Source organism: Brevibacterium sp. CT2-23B (genome assembly GCF_013168765.1).
Lineage (GTDB): Bacteria > Actinomycetota > Actinomycetes > Actinomycetales > Brevibacteriaceae > Brevibacterium > Brevibacterium sediminis.
Genome location: NZ_JABBYK010000005.1, coordinates 164561 through 180517 on the forward strand (window position 1 = coordinate 164561; position 15957 = coordinate 180517).

Genomic DNA, 15957 nt, shown 5'->3' on the forward strand with positions numbered 1-15957 from the left:
TCACCGAGGAGGCCGCATGGTCACGTTCACCACTGAACTCCTGAAACTCGGCAACAATGTCGGCATCGAAGTTCCCGAGGACATCGTCCTCGACTTCGGCGTGGGCAAACGGGTCCCGGTCATCGTCACGATCGAAGGCTATTCCTATCCCTCGACGACCGCGGTGATGGGTGGGAAGTACCTGCTCCCGCTCGCCAAGGAGCACCGGGAGAAGATCGGCGTCGCCGGCGGTGAGACCCACGAGGTGACGCTGACTCACGACACCTCGAACCGGGAGACCCCGGTTCCCGATTCCCTCGCCGAGGCGCTCGCCGCCGCCGGTGTCCGCGCGGCTTTCGATGCGCTCGCACCGTCGAAGCGCAAGGAACATGTGCGGCAGGTGACCTCGGCGAAGGCCGAGGAGACGCGGAACAGACGGATCAAGAAGATCGTCGACTCGTTCGAGTGATCACCCTGCGTCGTGCAGGGTCACCGCATAGCCGTCGGGATCGGCGAAGGCGAAGGTCAGCCCGAAGGGGCTGGGAGCGGGCGCCCGGAGGATCTCCACCCCCGCCTCGGCGAGGGAATCGTGCAGCGCCTGAGCATCATCGCACCTCAGCCACAGTGCCACCCCGTTTCCCGGACGGTCGCCGGAGTCGAGGTCGACGCCGGGCAGCGGTTCGCGCACGGCGAAGGGGATCGGCGAAGTCGTGAAGACGACCGCTCCGGGAGGAGCAGCCGGGGCACGGGTGAGTCCGAGTCGCGATTCGTAGAACTGTGCGGCCGCTTCCACGTCTCGGACCTGCAAGGCGATGAAGTCCGGACCGCTCACGGTGCCGGTCTCCTCGGTGCTCGTGGTGCCGGCTTTCACTGTATCGGTCGTCGATGCATTCATGTTCGTTCCCTTCTCTCGGCATCCCTCCCTTTCATGGAGAGCCGCCTTTGTCACATGTCAGTATCCTGACATCGATAAATGTATGTCAGAATACTTACATGAGTCAAGGGTCAGAGGATCACAATGAGGGAACCTGCGAAGAGCCGGTGGAACTCGAGTCGCTGCTCGGCTATCAACTCAAGCATCTGCAGTCGGAGCTGCGGTCGAAGATGGACGAGACGCTGCGGCCGCTGGAGCTGACCACCCCGCAGTACAACTGCCTCGAGCAGCTGCGCCGGAGGCCGGGGGCGTCGAATTCCGAGCTCGCGCGCGGCGCCTTCGTCACCCGGCAGACGATGAATACGCTGGTGCGCGGCCTCCAGGAACGGGGACTGATCACGAGGCCGGCCACGGCCGAATCCGGTCGAGTCCTGCCCACACGTCTCACCTCGGCAGGCGTTGAGGTGCTCGATCAGGCCGTCTCCCGCGTCGAGGCGGTCTCCGCTCGCATGGTCTCGCCGCTCGATGATGAGACTCGGACGATGGTCACCGAGGCGCTCGGCCGGTGCATCGCGGCCCTCGAAGAGGCCGAGGACGGCTGAGGGCCGGGAGATCGAGCGGTCACCGATAGGACGACTGGAAGACCGGCGGACAACCAGGGCCTTGGACCGACGTGATCGGACCTACACCGGCGCGAGCTCCTTTTCGGATTTCCGCCTCGTCGACCGTTTCGGCCATGCGGCCAGGCAGCACAGGCCGAGGATTGCGCCGATGCCGGCGCCGAGGGTGTTCGTGACGAGATCGCTGAGCGTGGCGAAGCGGGACTGAGTGAGCACGGTGCCTTGGAAGATCTCGATGGCAGCGCTGAAACCCGCGCCGAAGAGGAATCCGAGCCACCAGCGTCGGAGTCCGAAGTGCAGGGCCGCGAGGAATCCGAAGGGAATGAACATCGCCACATTGCCGAGCTTCTCGACCCGTTCATAGGTCAGCCAGGCGGTCTCCCGGTGAGCGGCGAAGAGGTCGAGTGCGTGCCCGATGAGAGTGTCCGGGCCGGTGCCCATCTGCTGCAGGGTCAGCGTGATGGCGGCGATGAAGAGTGTGTAGAGGACGAGAAGAGCCAGCGGCGCACCGACTGTGCGCTGATCACGATCGGTCATCACCGCCCAACTTACGACCGAATCCTGGGCACATCCTCAGATGCGGATATGACCCGGCTCTCACCGGACCTCACGATCTGTCAACGAACCTCATGGTCGACGGGAACGACGTCCATCCTCGGCGGCCAGATCCTCATGACGATGAGTCCGACCACAGCCCCGATGCCGGCACCGAGGCTGTTCGTAACGAGATCGCTGATCGTGGCGAAGCGCGTAGGCGAGAGCAGGGTCGCCTGAGTGCCCTCGATGAGGCACGTGAAGGCGATGCCCGCGACCCAGCCGACCCACCAGCGGCTGCGGCCGCACTGGAGGGCCACAAGCAGGCCGAAGGGAATGAACATTCCGACGTTCGCGAGCTTCTCGAGGATGTCAAAGCTGATCCATGCGGTCACTCGGTGGGAGGCGAGGAACTCGAGCAGTCCTGCGATGAACGACCCGGGGCCCGTGTCCAGCTGATTCGGTGTGAGCGTGACGAGGCCGATGAAGACCGTGTAGAGGATGAGCAGCGCCAGCGGCACCGTCCGCAGCTGTCGCCTCGTACCCGTCATCGCTCCCCTGTCCCTCGACCCGGTCTCATTGTGCCCGCCTGCGGCATGAGGGTCGAGGGATTCCCGCATCGATTGCGGGAATCACCCCGACCATTGCGGTCTCACGCCCGGGATTCGGACGAGGCGGATCAGGCGACGGCCTCGACGTCATCGAAGCTCGCGGTGTCGATGACGACGCGGAACTGCACGTCTCCGGCCACGACCCGGTCGTAGGCGGCGTCCGCCTCGGTGACGGGGATCGTCTCGATCTTCGCGGCGATGCCGTGTTCGGCGCAGAAGTCGAGCATCTCCTGGGTCTCGGCGATGCCGCCGATGTTCGATCCGGCGATCGCCTTGGCCCCGCCGATGACGGCACCGAAGGAGAACTCCTGCTTCTCCGGCGGGAGGCCGACGACGGCCATGACCCCGCGCGGCCCCAGCAGACGCAGGTAGCGGTTGACGGGGATGTCGGCGCTGATCGTGTTGAGGATGAGGTCGAACTCGCCGGCGTGGTCGGAGAAGAAGTTCTCGTCGGTGGTGGCGAGCATCCGCTGCGCGCCGAGTTCCAGTGCCGCTGCTTCTTTCTTCAGTGTGCGCGAGAGGACGGTCACCTCGGCGCCCATGGCCGCGGCGATCTGCACACCCATGTGGCCGAGTCCGCCGAGTCCGAGCACGGCGACCTGCTTGGGAGCGCCGTTCTTCTTCTCACCGGCGCCCCAGCGGTTGAGCGGTGCATAGGTGGTGATGCCCGCGCACAGCAGCGGGGCGGCGACGTCGAAGTCGAGCGCATCGGGGATCCGGCAGACGAAGCGTTCGTTGACGACGACCTTCTGTGCGTATCCGCCCTGGGTGATCGTGCCGTCGACGTCTTCGACGTTGTACGTTCCGACGTTGCCGTTCAGGCAGTTCTGCTCCTGACCGGCCCGGCATTCCTCGCACTCGCCGCACGAGTTGACCATGCAGCCCACGCCCACGCGGTCGCCGACCTTCCAATCAGTGACATCGGAACCGACGGCCTCGACGACGCCGGCGATCTCGTGGCCGACGGTGAGCGGGAAGTGCGCCTCGCCCCATTCGTTGCGGATGGTGTGGATGTCGCTGTGGCAGATGCCTGCAGCCTTGATGTCGATGACGACGTCATCGGGTCGGGGATCCCGGCGTTCGATCGTGGCCACGCGGAACGGCTGATCCGCTCCCGTCTTCTGCAGTGCCTTGACGCTGATGCTCATGTGATCTCCTTGGACTTGCGTATCCGTTGCTGGGCCACATCGTCCAGCGCTTGCGGCTCGCAGTCTATTCCATGCACATGGACTTATTCTTCGTAGATCCGCTCAGTCCCTCATTCGGGCCCATCGAACGCCTCAGTCCTTCATTCGGCCCCATCGAACGGCTCAGTCCTTGATCGCGCGCTCACCGATGCTCAGATCGAGGGGGAAATCGACGGGGGCATCCCCGAACAGCAGTCGACCCGCCGAGGCGGCCGCCGCCCTGATCGCCTCCGCCGCCTCCTCGGCCTGCTCGGTCGGGGCATGGACGATGACCTCATCGTGGAGGAAGAACACGAGGTGAGCACGGCGGGAGAACACCGGCCCCGAGGCGGCCGCCTCAGATGTGTCCTCGATCTCCGGCAGCCGCGCCAGGCGCAGCCGCAGGTCGGCCAGCCAGGCCAGCGCCCATTCGGCCGCTGTGCCCTGAACGACGAAATTGCGGGTGAAACGTCCCTGGTCACCGGCGGCCCGCCGGGCCCGCTGTTCATCGGCACCGGTGGCATCGAAGCGGTTCGCGGCCCTCTGCAGTCTCTGCCACCCCTCGCCGGGCGGCGGGGAGGTCCGTCCCAACCAGGTGGATACGACTCCTCCTTGTCGTCCCGCCTCGGCGGCGGAATCGACGAGGTGCATGGCGGCGGGGAAATTCTGCCGCAGACGCGGCACCAGGGCTCCGGCCTCCCCGGTCGTCGATCCGTACATCGCCCCGAGCACCGCGATCTTCGCCTCCTGCCGGGTGGCCACGACGCCGGCGTCGACGAGCCCGGAGTAGAGATCGCGGCCGAATCCGGCCGCGGCCATCGCCCGGTCTCCGGACATGGCGGCGAGCGCACGGGGTTCGAGCTGGGCGACATCGGCGGCAACGAGCCGCCATCCCTCGTCGGCACGCAGGGCCGGACGCAGCTGTCGCGGGATCTGCAGGGCCCCTCCCCCGCTGGCCGCCCACCGTCCGGTGACGACTCCGCCGGGCACATAGACCGGACGGTAGCGGCCGTCATCGACCCATTCATCGAGCCAATGCCACCCGTTGGCACTCAGCAGCCGCGCCATCTTCTTGTACTCGAGCAGGGGCGCGATCGCCGGATGTTCGCTCGTCTGCAACTCCCATTTCGAGGTCGAGGCGACATTGATGCCGGCATTGCGCAGCGACGCGAGCAACCGGTTCGGCGAATCGAGGTTGACCCGCGGATCTTCAAGGGCCGCGCGGACTTCCTCGGCCTTGGACAGCATCTTCTGAGGCTTCCCGTCCCGGATCGGCCGGGGACCGAGCAGTTCGGTCAGTATCCGATCGTGTTCGGCTTCGTCCCAGGGCACCCCTGCCGCACGCATCTCTGCGGCGACGAGTCCTCCCGCCGATTCCGCGGCCAGCAGCAGCCTCAGGCGTCCCGGATCGCTCGCGGTCTCGATCGCCGCGGTCTGCCGGACATGTTCGGCCAGGGCCGCCTCGAGGTCGTGCGGAACCTGTGGGATGAATCCGCGACCGGCATCGACGTCGAAGAGAGCGGCCGCCTGTTCGGGTGCGGCGGCGTCGGCGGGCGCGGCGTCCCATTCGGAGGCGGCGCGCACCGCCTCCGGTGCGGTGACGAGTTCGGAGCGGGCGAGGATCGCATGAGCCAGACGCAGATCATGGCAGCGCTCGAGGCTCACCCCGGCCGCGAGCAGCGGGGGGCACCATTTCGCGGTGTCGCTGAGGACCCAGCGAGGGCGGGCTCCGCCCGGTTCGCTCGGATCTCCCCCGGCTCCGCCCTCACGGTCACGGACGAAATCGGGCAGGTCCGCCTCGGCGAGGTCGATCCGACCGATCTCCCGACCTGCGCTGTCGAGGTCGGCGATTCCGAACCGCTGCCCCTCGAACCCGGTTCCGGGCACGGTTCCGAACACGCAGGCGGCGGGCCGCTGAGCGGGGGCGGAGGTCATGGATCCAGCCTACGCCGCGGGCTCGCTCGGACAGTCGCTCGGACGATCTCCCGCTCTCCTGTCCGCACCCTGGCCCTGGCCGCCTGCCGCGAACGTGATCCTGGTAACGTCGAGAGCGAATTCCGGGTGCCGAACTCCGCTCGAAAGGTCAGACACACAACATGGACGTTGTCTCCTCCCTCACCTCCGCTCTACCGGCCGAAGCCGTCATCACCGATCCCGATTCGATGGACGCCTACCGCTGGGACCGCGCGAACGACCCCGATGCCGGGGTGCCTGCCGCCGTGGTCCGAGTGAGGACCACCGAGGAGGTGCAGACGGTGGTCCGCATCGCCGCCGAGGCGAAGGTCCCGATCGTGCCCCGCGGCGCCGGATCCGGCCTGTCGGGCGGCAGCTCCGCGGTCGCGGGCGGAATCGTGCTGTCCCTGGACAAGATGCGCGAGATCAGCATCGATCCCGTCACCCGCATGGCCACGGTCCAGCCGGGCGCCTTCAACGCCGAGGTCAAGGCCGCCGCTGCCGAACACGGCCTGTGGTATCCGCCGGACCCCTCGTCCTTCGAGTTCTGCTCCATCGGCGGCAACATCGCCACGAACGCCGGCGGCCTGTGCTGCGTGAAATACGGTGTGACAACGGACTATGTCCTCGGCATGACCGTCGTCCTCGCCGATGGACGGGCGGTCAAACTCGGCGGCCCGAGGCTCAAGGACGTCGCGGGTCTGCCGCTGACGAAGCTCTTCGTCGGTTCCGAGGGGACCTTGGGCGTGATCACCGAGGTGACCCTGCGGCTCATTCCCGCCCAGTTGCCCCCGACGACTGTCGTCGCGATGTTCCCGAGGCTCGCCAATGCCACGAACGCCGTGCTCGAGATCGCGAAGGCCATGCGACCCTCGATGCTCGAGTTCATGGACAAGCCCTCGATCAACGCCGTCGAGGATGAGCTGAAGATGGGGCTCGACCGTGAGGCCGAAGGCATGCTCGTCATCCAGTCCGACGAACCCGGCGAGCACTGCACTGTGCAGGCGAAGATCATCGAGGAGATCTGCAACAGCAACTCTGCCTCAGAGTGCTATCTCACTGCCGACCCCGACGAGGGCGAAGCCTTCGTCACGGCCCGCCGGATCGCGATCCCGGCCGTGGAGAAGAAGGGTGCTCTGCTGCTCGAGGACGTCGGGGTTCCGCTGCCGAAGCTCGGCGACCTGGTCCTCGGCATCGAGAAGATCGCGGCCGAACGCAAGGTGACAATCGCCGTCATCGCGCACGCCGGCGACGGCAACACGCATCCGCTGCTCGTCCTCGATCCCAAGGATGAGGAACAGCAGAAGCGCGCGCAGATCGCCTACGGCGAGGTCATGGATCTGGCCACGGGGCTGGGCGGGACGATCACCGGTGAGCACGGCGTCGGCCGACTCAAGGCGCCGTGGCTCGCGCCCTACCTCGGCGAGGACGTCATGGAGCTCAACCACCGGATCAAACAGGCCCTCGATCCGGACAACATCTTCAACCCGGGATCGGTCTACACCGGACTCGTCTGAGGGTTCGGCTGGGTCGGGACCGCCTCGGCGGAGGGGATTCGTGGAAGAATTCTGCACAGCTGTCGAATCGGCGTCGATTCGATCGTCTTCTCTGTGAGCGGCCGAAATCCGGCCGCCGCACACAGAACGGAGCGAACCATGCGCTATTCACTGATCTTCCACGCACCCGAGCCCGGAGCCGACGGCCCTGCCCCCACCGAAGAGGACTTCCAGGAGATGATGCGCCTCATGGACGACTTCGGCCAGGCGCTGACCTCGGCCGGGGTCGTCGTCGCCTGGGAGATGCTCGCACCCCACTCCGAGACGAAGACCGTGACCCGCAGGACCGGAGAAGTCGTCATCGAGGATGGGCCCTTCGCCGCGGCGAAGGAGGCCCTGGCCGGGGTCGTCGTCATCGACGTTCCTGACATCGAGGCGGCCCTGGCCTGGGCCGAGAAGTTCCCCGGCACGAGCTACGGCACCATCGAGGTCCGACCCGCGGCGACTTCGTTCGTCGACGGCGCCTGGACCCGACCGGGTGACGGGCCGGCCGGACCCGGCGAATGCCCGTCCCGCCCGGACGGCTCCTCCTGATCGCTCGCCGATGATCGAGTCCGCCGATCCTGCCGAGCGCGCGATGATCCTGTCCCAGGACGGCTGGGGCAGGATCGTCGCACTCATCGCGGCCGCCGATGGTGATATCTCCGGCGCCGAGGATGCGCTGTCCACGGCGCTCGAACGTGCCGTGACCGCGTGGCGGGCCCAAGGTCCTCCTTCCAATCCCGAGGGCTGGCTCTACCGGGTGGCTCTCAATGCCCGCCGGGACGTGTGGAGATCGGCGGCGGCACGGACCTCGACGGCCCTCGATGAGGAGACGATCGACCGCATCGACGCCGGCACCGACCCTGCCCATCACGACCCTGACGCCCTGCCCGACCGCCGGCTCGAACTCCTCGCCGCCTGCGCCCACCCGGACATCGAGCCTCCCGCCCGGCCGCTGCTCATGCTCTCGGCGGTGATGGGGATGACGGCAAAACAGATCGCGGCGGCCATGGCCCTGCCCGCCGCCACCGTCTCTGCCCGTCTGACCAGGGCGAAGAAGCGCGTTGCCGGTCTCGGTGTCGCCTTCGGCAGTCCCGACCGTCTCGACCTCGAGTCCCGTCTGCCCGATGTGTTTGAGGCGATCTACGGGGCATTCGCCATCGAATGGGCTCAGGCGGCCGCGCAGCCACGGGAGGGCATGATCGGCGAGGCCCTGTACCTGTCCCGCCTCGTGGCCGAACTCTGCCCCGGTGACGGCGAATCCCACGGACTGGCCGCCCTCATCCACCTCTCCGCCGCCCGGTTCCCCGCTCGTCGCAGCGGCGACGGACGATTCGTGCCCCTGTCCGACCAAGACCCGGGCCGCTGGGACGGAACTCTCACCGAGGCGGGCGAGCGCCACCTCGTCGAGGTCCACCGCTGCGGACACGTCGGCCGATTCGGGCTCGAGGCGGCCATCCAACTCCTCCATATGGCCGGAATCCGCACCGGATCCACGGATTGGCCGATGCTGCTGCGCCTCCACGACGATCTCGCGCAGGTAGCCCCGAGTCTCGGCGGGTCGGTCTCCCGAGCGGCCGTCCTCGCCGAGGTCGACGGCCCCGAGGCGGGACTGGCCGCACTCGACGCGCTGGGCTTCGACCCGGACGGCCAAGACGATAAGCGCGTCTCCGCCTTCCAACCTGCCTGGGTGCTGCGGGCTCATCTGCTCACCCGCCTCGGCCGCACAGACGAGGCGGCCACCGCCCGCCGGCGGGCGCTCGACCTGACCACCGACCCGGCCGAACGCGAGTACCTCTCGGCAGGACTCACCTGAGACGGACGTCACCTCGTCTTCGGGATGGGCGGGGGTACGGCATATGATGGTGAAATCAATCCACAGACTCCGAAACCATCCTGCATGCACAATTCCTCTCAGACCGAACCCGCCCAGGGCACGTCCCAGGGCTTCGCCCACGCAAAGGCGATCCTGTTCGGCGAACACGCGGTTGTCTACGGCTCTCCGGCCGTCGCAGTGCCATTGCACGGGCTCGGAGTCCAAACCGATATCCGCCGGTCCCCGCACCAGGAGACCCGGATCGAGAGCCAGCTGTTCTCCGGAAATGCGCAGACCGCTCCGGAGCCGATGGGCCCCGTCGTCGCCGGTCTCAACGCCGCGCTGAAGGCCGTGGGAAATCCCGACGCCGAGGTGGAGCTGCTCATCCGTTCGGCGATCCCCCACAGCCGGGGCTTGGGTTCGAGTGCAGCCGTGGCCACCTCCGTGGCCCGCGCGGTCGCGAACCTGCATGCGACGGTCTTCGACGAGAACACCCTCCACGAGATCGTGCAGGCGGCCGAGACCGTCGCCCATGGCCGACCCAGCGGAATCGACGCCTGGGCCGTGGCCAAACCCGCCCCCATCCGCTTCCAGACCGGGTGCGCCCAGACCATCGACGTCGGTCAGCGCCTCGTCTTCGTCCTCGCGGACTCCGGTCATCACGGGTCCACCGCCGAGGCGGTCGGAGGAGTCCGTGCCCGCCGTGACGCCGATCCTGTGCGCATCGGAGGGATGATCGACCGTCTGGCCGAGATCACCGATTCCGCCGTCGACAACATCCGCTCCGGTGATCGTCGGGCGATCGGCACGCTGATGAACGAAGCCCATGGACTGCTCGGCAGCCTCGGTGTGTCGACCCCGACCCTCGATTCCCTCGTCGACGCCGCCACCGCGGCCGGAGCCTGGGGCGCCAAACTCACCGGCGGCGGACTCGGCGGCTGCGTGCTGGCCCTGGCCGATGACGATGATTCGGCCGAAGAGCTCGCCGAGGCCCTGCGCAAGGCGGGAGCACCCCGCACCTGGACGACGGAGGTCAGACCGACATGAGAACGACGACGGCGCGGGCCTACCCGAACATCGCCCTGGTCAAGTACTGGGGCAAGGCCGATGAGGAGCTCATCCTGCCCGCTGCAGGCAGTCTGTCGCTGACCCTCGACCATTTCGAGACCACGACCACCGTGGTGCCCGCCCCGGACGCCGAGACCGATGTCCTCGAACTCGACGGCGCACTCGCCGATGCCGGTCAGACGGACCGCATCTCCACCTTCCTCGACCATGTCCGTGACCTGGCCGGACGCGATGATCGGGTCCTCGTCCGGTCCCGCAACTCCGTGCCCACGGGTGCCGGTCTGGCCTCCTCGGCGTCGGGCTTCGCAGCTCTGGCGACGGCCGCCGCCGCGGCCTTCGACCTCGACCTCGCACCCCGCGATCTCAGCCGGCTGGCCCGCCGCGGTTCGGGGTCAGCCTGCCGCTCGATTCCCGACGGCATCGCCGTCTGGCACGCCGGCGACGACGCCTCCTCCTTCGCCGAAACCGTTCCCGCTCCGGATATGCGGATGATCATCGTCACCGTCAACCGGGCCAGGAAGGCCGTGTCCTCCCGCGAGGCGATGCGCCTGACAGCCGCCACCTCCCCCTTCTACTCCGGCTGGGTGTCCTCGACCGAGGACTACCTCGAGCAGATGGTCGCCGCATGTGCGGCCGGGGACTTCACCCGCATCGGCGAGATCACCGAATCCCACGCCCTGCGCATGCACGGCCTCATCCAGTCCACCGTGCCGCCGATCCGGTTCCTCAATCCGACCAGCCACGCGATCTTCGACGCCGTGGCCGAAGCCCGCGAGTCGGGGATCGAAGCCTATTCGACCGCCGATGCCGGCCCGAACGTCGCCGTCATCGTCCGCCCCCATGACGCCGAGGCACTCGCCGAGAAGCTCTCCGGCTTCGGCGACGTCCGCATCGTCGGACCGGGACCGGGAGCCCACCTGCTCACCGCCGCCGCCGCAGTCCCGCCCGCAGACGCAGTGAACCCGGCTGCGGGTGAGGGCAGCCGGGCATGATCGAGACCCGGGCGCCCGGCAAGCTGTTCATCGCCGGCGAGTACGCCGTCGTCGAACCCGGACAGCCCGCCGTGCTCATCGCCGTCGACCGGTGCATCACCGTCCGGCTGACCGAGAGCGAAGGCGCCGGCCGCATCCATTCGAGCGAATACGGTCAGGCTCCCGTCGTGTGGCGGCGCGAAGACGATGGTGAGCACATCATCGTCGACGAGCGTCCCTTCGACTATGTGCTCTCGGCGATCTCCACCGTCGAAGAGCTGCGCTCCGGCCGGGGCGCCAGCCCCCGCTACTTCGATCTCGAGATCTCCAGCGAGCTCAATGACTCGGACGGCCGGAAGTTCGGTCTCGGCTCCTCAGCGGCGGTGACGGTGGCGACGATCGCCGCGCTCGATGAGTTCTATCGCCTCGGGCTGACCCTGACCGAACGCTTCAAACTCGCCGTCCTGGCGACCATCGCGATCTCCACAAAGGCCTCCGGCGGCGATCTTGCCGCGAGCACCTTCGGCGGCTGGATCCGCTACTCCTCCCCCGACCGTGCGGCCCTGCACGCTCACCGCGAGGCCCACGGGGTCGTCTCCGCCATGAGCTGCTCGGAATGGGCCGGCTGCTCGGCCAGACGGGTCACCCCACCGAGCTCGCTCGACCTCCTCGTCGGCTGGACCGGATCACCGGCGTCGACCGAACATCTCGTCACACGGGTCCACACCCCGCGCGAGCGGACGGACGAATCCTCCTCCGAATCGTCCCCGGCAGCGCAGAAACCGCGCCCGCTCGTGTCCTTCGCCGCCGAGTCGCACACGCTCGTCGACGATCTCGTGGCGGCCTTCGACGCCGACGATGCCGAGGCGAGCCTGACCACGATCCGCTCCGTGCGTGGCCTGCTGCGGCGGCTGAGCGACTCCACGGGCAGCCTCATCGAAACCGAAGCCCTGCACGACCTGTGCGAGATCGCCGAAACCCACGGGGCCGCAGCGAAGCCTTCGGGAGCCGGCGGCGGTGACTGCGGAATCGCCCTCGCTCACCCCCACACCGAAGCACAGACCATTCTCAGCGGCTGGGAAGCCGCCGGAATCCGACCCCTGGACCTCGGTGCCCACCGAGAGGAAGGCGAGATCGATGAGTTCTGAGACCCCGGCATCAGTTGAGACACCGGAGACCAAGGCCTCACGGGCCTCCCGCAAGGACGACCACGTGCGCCTCGCCTCGGCGCAGCAGACGGAAGGCCCCCGCCGCACCGACTTCGACGACCTCGAATTCGTCCACCATGCGCTCTCGGGCACGAACCCCGAACTTGTCGACCTCAGCGTCGAACTAGGCGAGTGGACCTGGCCGACGCCTTTCTACGTCAACGGCATGACCGGCGGCACGGAGACCACGGCGAAGATCAACCGGGACCTGGCCATCGCCGCCGCCGAGACCGGTCTGCCCATGGCCTGCGGATCGATGAGCGTGGCGCTCGACGACGCCGAGGCCGCAAAGGGCTTCACCGTCATCCGCGAGGAGAACCCGGACGGCTTCGTCATGGGCAACCTCGGTGCCGGTCGCAGCGCCGATGATGCCCGGCGGGCCGTCGAGCTGCTGAACGCCGATGCCCTCCAGCTGCACATCAACCCGGTGCAGGAGACCGCGATGCCCGAAGGCACCCGCGACTTCTCCACCTGGCTGTCCGGGCTCGAGGACATCGTCGCCGCCTGCCCCGTGCCCGTCGTCGTCAAGGAGGTCGGATTCGGACTCAGCCGCCGGACTCTGACCCTGCTCGCCGATATCGGAGTCCAGTACGCCGATGTCTCCGGCGCCGGAGGCACGGACTTCCTGCGCATCGAGAACGATCGCTCACCGGCCGATGACTTCTCCATGCTCACCGGCTTCGGCCAGTCCGCCCTGGCCTGCCTGCTCGACGCCCCACCCGAGTGGACGACGGAGACGACGATGGACGACGGCGTCTCGAACCGCGTGCTCCTGGCCTCCGGCGGCGTGCGCAACCCCTATGATGTCGTGAAAGCACTGGCCTGCGGTGCTCGGGCCGTCGGCGTCGCCGGCACGTTCCTGCAGACCGTGCTCGACCACGGACCGGACGGGCTCGTCGATCTCGTGCGCACCTGGCAGACTCAGACCTCGGCTCTGTTCGCCCTGCTCGGGGCGCAGCGGTCCACGGACCTCACGGCCACGGACCTGCTCACGCGGGGCCGCCTCGGCGAGTTCGCCCGCCTGCGCGGAATCGACGTCACCGCGCTCTCGCACCGATCCGACGTCCTTTCGAGGAGGAATCAGCTGTGAATCAGCAGACCACGATCACCGGGATCCCCACCACGTGGGTCGGTCCCCTGCGGGTCAGCGGCGAAGCGCTGGCGCCGAGTGGCACCCACACCGAGGTGGCTGTGCCCCTGGCAACGTACGAGACCCCGCTGTGGCCCTCCGTCGGCCGCGGGGCATCGATCTCCCGTGAGATCGAGGGTGGGATCCGCACCGTCATCGTCGATGAGCGGATGACCCGATCCGTGCTGTTCGTGGCCGAATCAGCGATCGGCGCCGAGGCGGCCGCGCAGGCCATCCGTCACCGCACCCGCGAACTCGAAGCCGTCGTCGAAGCCGGGTCCGGCCACTGCCGGCTCATCGAGATCCACCCCGAGATCGTCGGGAACCTGCTCTTCGTCCGCTTCGCCTTCCGCACCAACGACGCCTCGGGCCACAATATGGTCACCCAAGCTTCGGATTCGCTCATGGACACCATTCTGTCCTGGCAGCTGGGCCTCGACTACGGCTCGGTGTCCGGCAACTACTGCTCGGACAAGAAGGCCACCGCGGTCAACGGGATCCTCGGACGCGGACGCAATGTCGTCGCCGAGATCGTCCTGCCCCACGAGGTCGTCGAGCGTCGCCTGCGCACGAGCGCTGAGAAGATGGTCGAACTCGTCGTGCGCAAGAACCTCGTCGGATCGACGATCGCCGGAGCCCTGCGTTCGGCGAACGCCCACTATGCGAACATGCTGCTCGCCTTCTACCTGGCCACCGGTCAGGATGCGGCGAACATCGTCGAAGGCTCGCAGGGCATCACCTATGCGGAGAACCGCCCCGAGGGCCTGTACTTCTCGACGACGCTGCCGCACCTCATCGTCGGCACCGTGGGCAACGGCAAGGATCTGCCGCATGTCGATGAGGCGCTGGAGCGGCTGGGCTGCCGGGAGGATCGTGAGCCGGGAGCGAATTCGCGTCGACTGGCCGCACTCATGGCCGCGACGGTGCTCTGCGGTGAGCTCTCTCTGCTCGCCGCTCAGACGAACCCCGGTGAGCTGATGGACACTCACCGTCAGATGGAACGCAAGGCTGATGAGCAGCGCGCTGCCGAGACTCAGCGAGAGGACGGCGAGGCCGCATGACATCACACACTGCTGCGGGCACTGTACCGATCGGCATCGACGACATCGAACTGGCCACGAGCCATCATGTCGTCAGGCTCGATGACTTCGCCGAGGCGAACGGCACCGATCCGAACAAGTTCCGCCTCGGCCTCGGCCAGGACGAGTTCAGCTTCCCGGCACCCGATGAGGATGTCGTGACCATGGCCGCCGCGGCCGCCGCGCCCATCATTCAGCGGTGCGGGACGGAGGGCATCCGCACGATGCTCTTCGCCACCGAATCGGGAATCGACCAGTCGAAGGCCGCCGGCATGGCCGTGCACTCGCTGCTCGACCTGCCGTCGCAGATGCGCGTCGTCGAGGTCAAGGAAGCGTGCTATTCCGCGACCGCCGCCCTGCAGGCAGCCGGCGGCATCGTCACGCGCTCTCCCGGCCAGCGCGTGCTCGTCATCGCCTCGGATGTGGCCCGCTATGCCCTCGATTCTCCGGGTGAACCGACCCAGGGTGCCGGTGCCGTGGCGATGCTCGTCTCGGCGGATCCGAAGCTGCTCGAGATCGAACCGGTCTCGGGCCTGAACTCGGCCGATGTCGATGACTTCTGGCGCCCGAACGATTCGACGACCGCGATCGTCGACGGGGCCCTGTCGGTCACCGCGTACCTCGATGCGCTCACCGGAGCGTGGACCGATCTGGCCGCGCAGGGCGGACCGGCCATGGCCGAGATCGACCGTGTGCTCTACCACCAGCCGTTCACGAAGATGGCGAAGAAGGCGCAGGTCCACCTCGCCGGACTCACGGGTGAGGATCTCGACACGGAGATCGTCGCGGGTGTCTCCGGCGCGGGCGCCGCTGCTGCCAGTCCCGGCCCGGCTGCCGCCCACTCGGCCGCCGCCACGGACTCGGCCACTGCCGGCGCTTCCGACAACTCCGTTGCCACTGGCCCGCGCGATACGGGGCTGGCCACGAGCACTCTGTACAACCGGCGCCTCGGCAACTCCTACACCGCTTCGCTCTACGCAGGACTGTGCTCACTGCTCGATCACGATGACGATCTTGCCGGCAAGCGCATCGGGCTGTTCAGCTATGGGTCGGGCAGCGTCGGCGAGTTCTTCACCGCCCGTGTCCTCCCCGGCTATGAGCAGCATTCGCGCCGGCAGGCCGTCACCGACGCCCTCGACGCCCGGGTTCCGCTGTCCATCGACGCGTACCGCGCGCTCCACGCCGCCGAGCTCTCCAGCGCCGAGGACGTCACGACCCCGAAGGTGACCGCGGGACCGTTCCGCTTCGCCGGGATCAAGGGCCGCGCCCGCCTCTACGAGCGCGCCTAGGCGGCTCACCCGACACTTCACGCACTGCGTTCGGCCCAGTTTGGGGCGAACAGCCCATGTTTGAAACTGGGCTGCTCAACTCAAACTGGGCCTTTCGCGAGTTTTCAACCGACCGCAGGCAC

Annotated in this window: 16 protein-coding genes; 11 read left to right on the forward strand and 5 right to left on the reverse strand. The window is 67.8% G+C overall.

Annotated elements, in window-relative coordinates; all coding sequences use genetic code 11:
• The first annotated feature begins 16 nt into the window (after positions 1–16).
• Positions 17–448, forward strand: coding sequence for a YdeI/OmpD-associated family protein (locus HIM68_RS13715; protein ID WP_139467664.1), 432 nt, complete (start codon positions 17–19; stop codon positions 446–448).
• Here the strand turns inward: HIM68_RS13715 and HIM68_RS13720 are convergent, their stop codons facing one another.
• On the reverse strand, positions 449–874 hold the full coding sequence (locus HIM68_RS13720; RefSeq protein ID WP_139467663.1) for a VOC family protein: 426 nt from the start codon (positions 872–874) through the stop codon (positions 449–451).
• A gap of 98 nt (positions 875–972) precedes the next feature.
• Between HIM68_RS13720 and HIM68_RS13725 the strand changes: the two genes are divergently transcribed.
• Positions 973–1455, forward strand: coding sequence for a MarR family winged helix-turn-helix transcriptional regulator (locus tag HIM68_RS13725; protein ID WP_172173054.1), 483 nt, complete (start codon positions 973–975; stop codon positions 1453–1455).
• An 81-nt stretch (positions 1456–1536) separates the two neighbouring features.
• Here the strand turns inward: HIM68_RS13725 and HIM68_RS13730 are convergent, their stop codons facing one another.
• The 4 genes from HIM68_RS13730 to HIM68_RS13745 form a co-directional block, all read right to left on the reverse strand.
• Positions 1537–2010, reverse strand: coding sequence for a VanZ family protein (locus HIM68_RS13730; RefSeq protein WP_172173056.1), 474 nt, complete (start codon positions 2008–2010; stop codon positions 1537–1539).
• 80 nt (positions 2011–2090) lie between these two features.
• Positions 2091–2558, reverse strand: a complete 468-nt coding sequence (locus HIM68_RS13735) for a VanZ family protein (RefSeq protein ID WP_253903969.1) — start codon at positions 2556–2558, stop codon at positions 2091–2093.
• A 128-nt stretch (positions 2559–2686) separates the two neighbouring features.
• Positions 2687–3766, reverse strand: coding sequence for an NAD(P)-dependent alcohol dehydrogenase (locus HIM68_RS13740; protein WP_172173058.1), 1080 nt, complete (start codon positions 3764–3766; stop codon positions 2687–2689).
• A gap of 162 nt (positions 3767–3928) precedes the next feature.
• Positions 3929–5719: a bifunctional 3'-5' exonuclease/DNA polymerase gene (locus HIM68_RS13745; protein ID WP_172173060.1), complete on the reverse strand. Its 1791-nt coding sequence runs from the start codon at positions 5717–5719 to the stop codon at positions 3929–3931.
• A 161-nt stretch (positions 5720–5880) separates the two neighbouring features.
• Between HIM68_RS13745 and HIM68_RS13750 the strand changes: the two genes are divergently transcribed.
• The 9 genes from HIM68_RS13750 (at position 5881) to HIM68_RS13790 (ending at position 15835) form a co-directional block, all read left to right on the forward strand.
• Positions 5881–7254 carry an FAD-binding oxidoreductase gene (locus HIM68_RS13750; RefSeq protein ID WP_172173062.1) on the forward strand — a complete coding sequence of 458 codons (1374 nt, stop codon included), beginning with the start codon at positions 5881–5883 and terminating at the stop codon, positions 7252–7254.
• Between the two features lie 138 nt (positions 7255–7392).
• Positions 7393–7827: a YciI family protein gene (locus HIM68_RS13755; protein WP_172173064.1), complete on the forward strand. Its 435-nt coding sequence runs from the start codon at positions 7393–7395 to the stop codon at positions 7825–7827.
• A gap of 10 nt (positions 7828–7837) precedes the next feature.
• Complete coding sequence (locus tag HIM68_RS13760) at positions 7838–9091, forward strand: RNA polymerase sigma factor (RefSeq protein WP_172173066.1); 1254 nt, start codon at positions 7838–7840, stop codon at positions 9089–9091.
• Positions 9092–9175: 84 nt separating this feature from the next.
• On the forward strand, positions 9176–10138 hold the full coding sequence (gene mvk, locus HIM68_RS13765; RefSeq protein ID WP_172173068.1) for a mevalonate kinase: 963 nt from the start codon (positions 9176–9178) through the stop codon (positions 10136–10138).
• Positions 10135–11151, forward strand: a complete 1017-nt coding sequence (mvaD, locus tag HIM68_RS13770; protein WP_172173070.1) for a diphosphomevalonate decarboxylase — start codon at positions 10135–10137, stop codon at positions 11149–11151. Before mvk ends, mvaD begins: the two co-directional genes overlap by 4 nt.
• On the forward strand, positions 11148–12278 hold the full coding sequence (locus tag HIM68_RS13775; RefSeq protein WP_172173072.1) for a phosphomevalonate kinase: 1131 nt from the start codon (positions 11148–11150) through the stop codon (positions 12276–12278). Before mvaD ends, HIM68_RS13775 begins: the two co-directional genes overlap by 4 nt.
• Positions 12268–13428 carry a type 2 isopentenyl-diphosphate Delta-isomerase gene (gene fni / locus HIM68_RS13780; RefSeq protein WP_139467653.1) on the forward strand — a complete coding sequence of 387 codons (1161 nt, stop codon included), beginning with the start codon at positions 12268–12270 and terminating at the stop codon, positions 13426–13428. Before HIM68_RS13775 ends, fni begins: the two co-directional genes overlap by 11 nt.
• Positions 13425–14528 (forward strand): hydroxymethylglutaryl-CoA reductase, encoded by a 1104-nt coding sequence (locus HIM68_RS13785; RefSeq protein WP_172173073.1) that lies wholly within the window; start codon positions 13425–13427, stop codon positions 14526–14528. Before fni ends, HIM68_RS13785 begins: the two co-directional genes overlap by 4 nt.
• Positions 14525–15835: a hydroxymethylglutaryl-CoA synthase family protein gene (locus HIM68_RS13790; protein WP_172173075.1), complete on the forward strand. Its 1311-nt coding sequence runs from the start codon at positions 14525–14527 to the stop codon at positions 15833–15835. The genes HIM68_RS13785 and HIM68_RS13790 overlap by 4 nt, the downstream gene beginning before the upstream one ends.
• Positions 15836–15957: the final 122 nt, after the last annotated feature.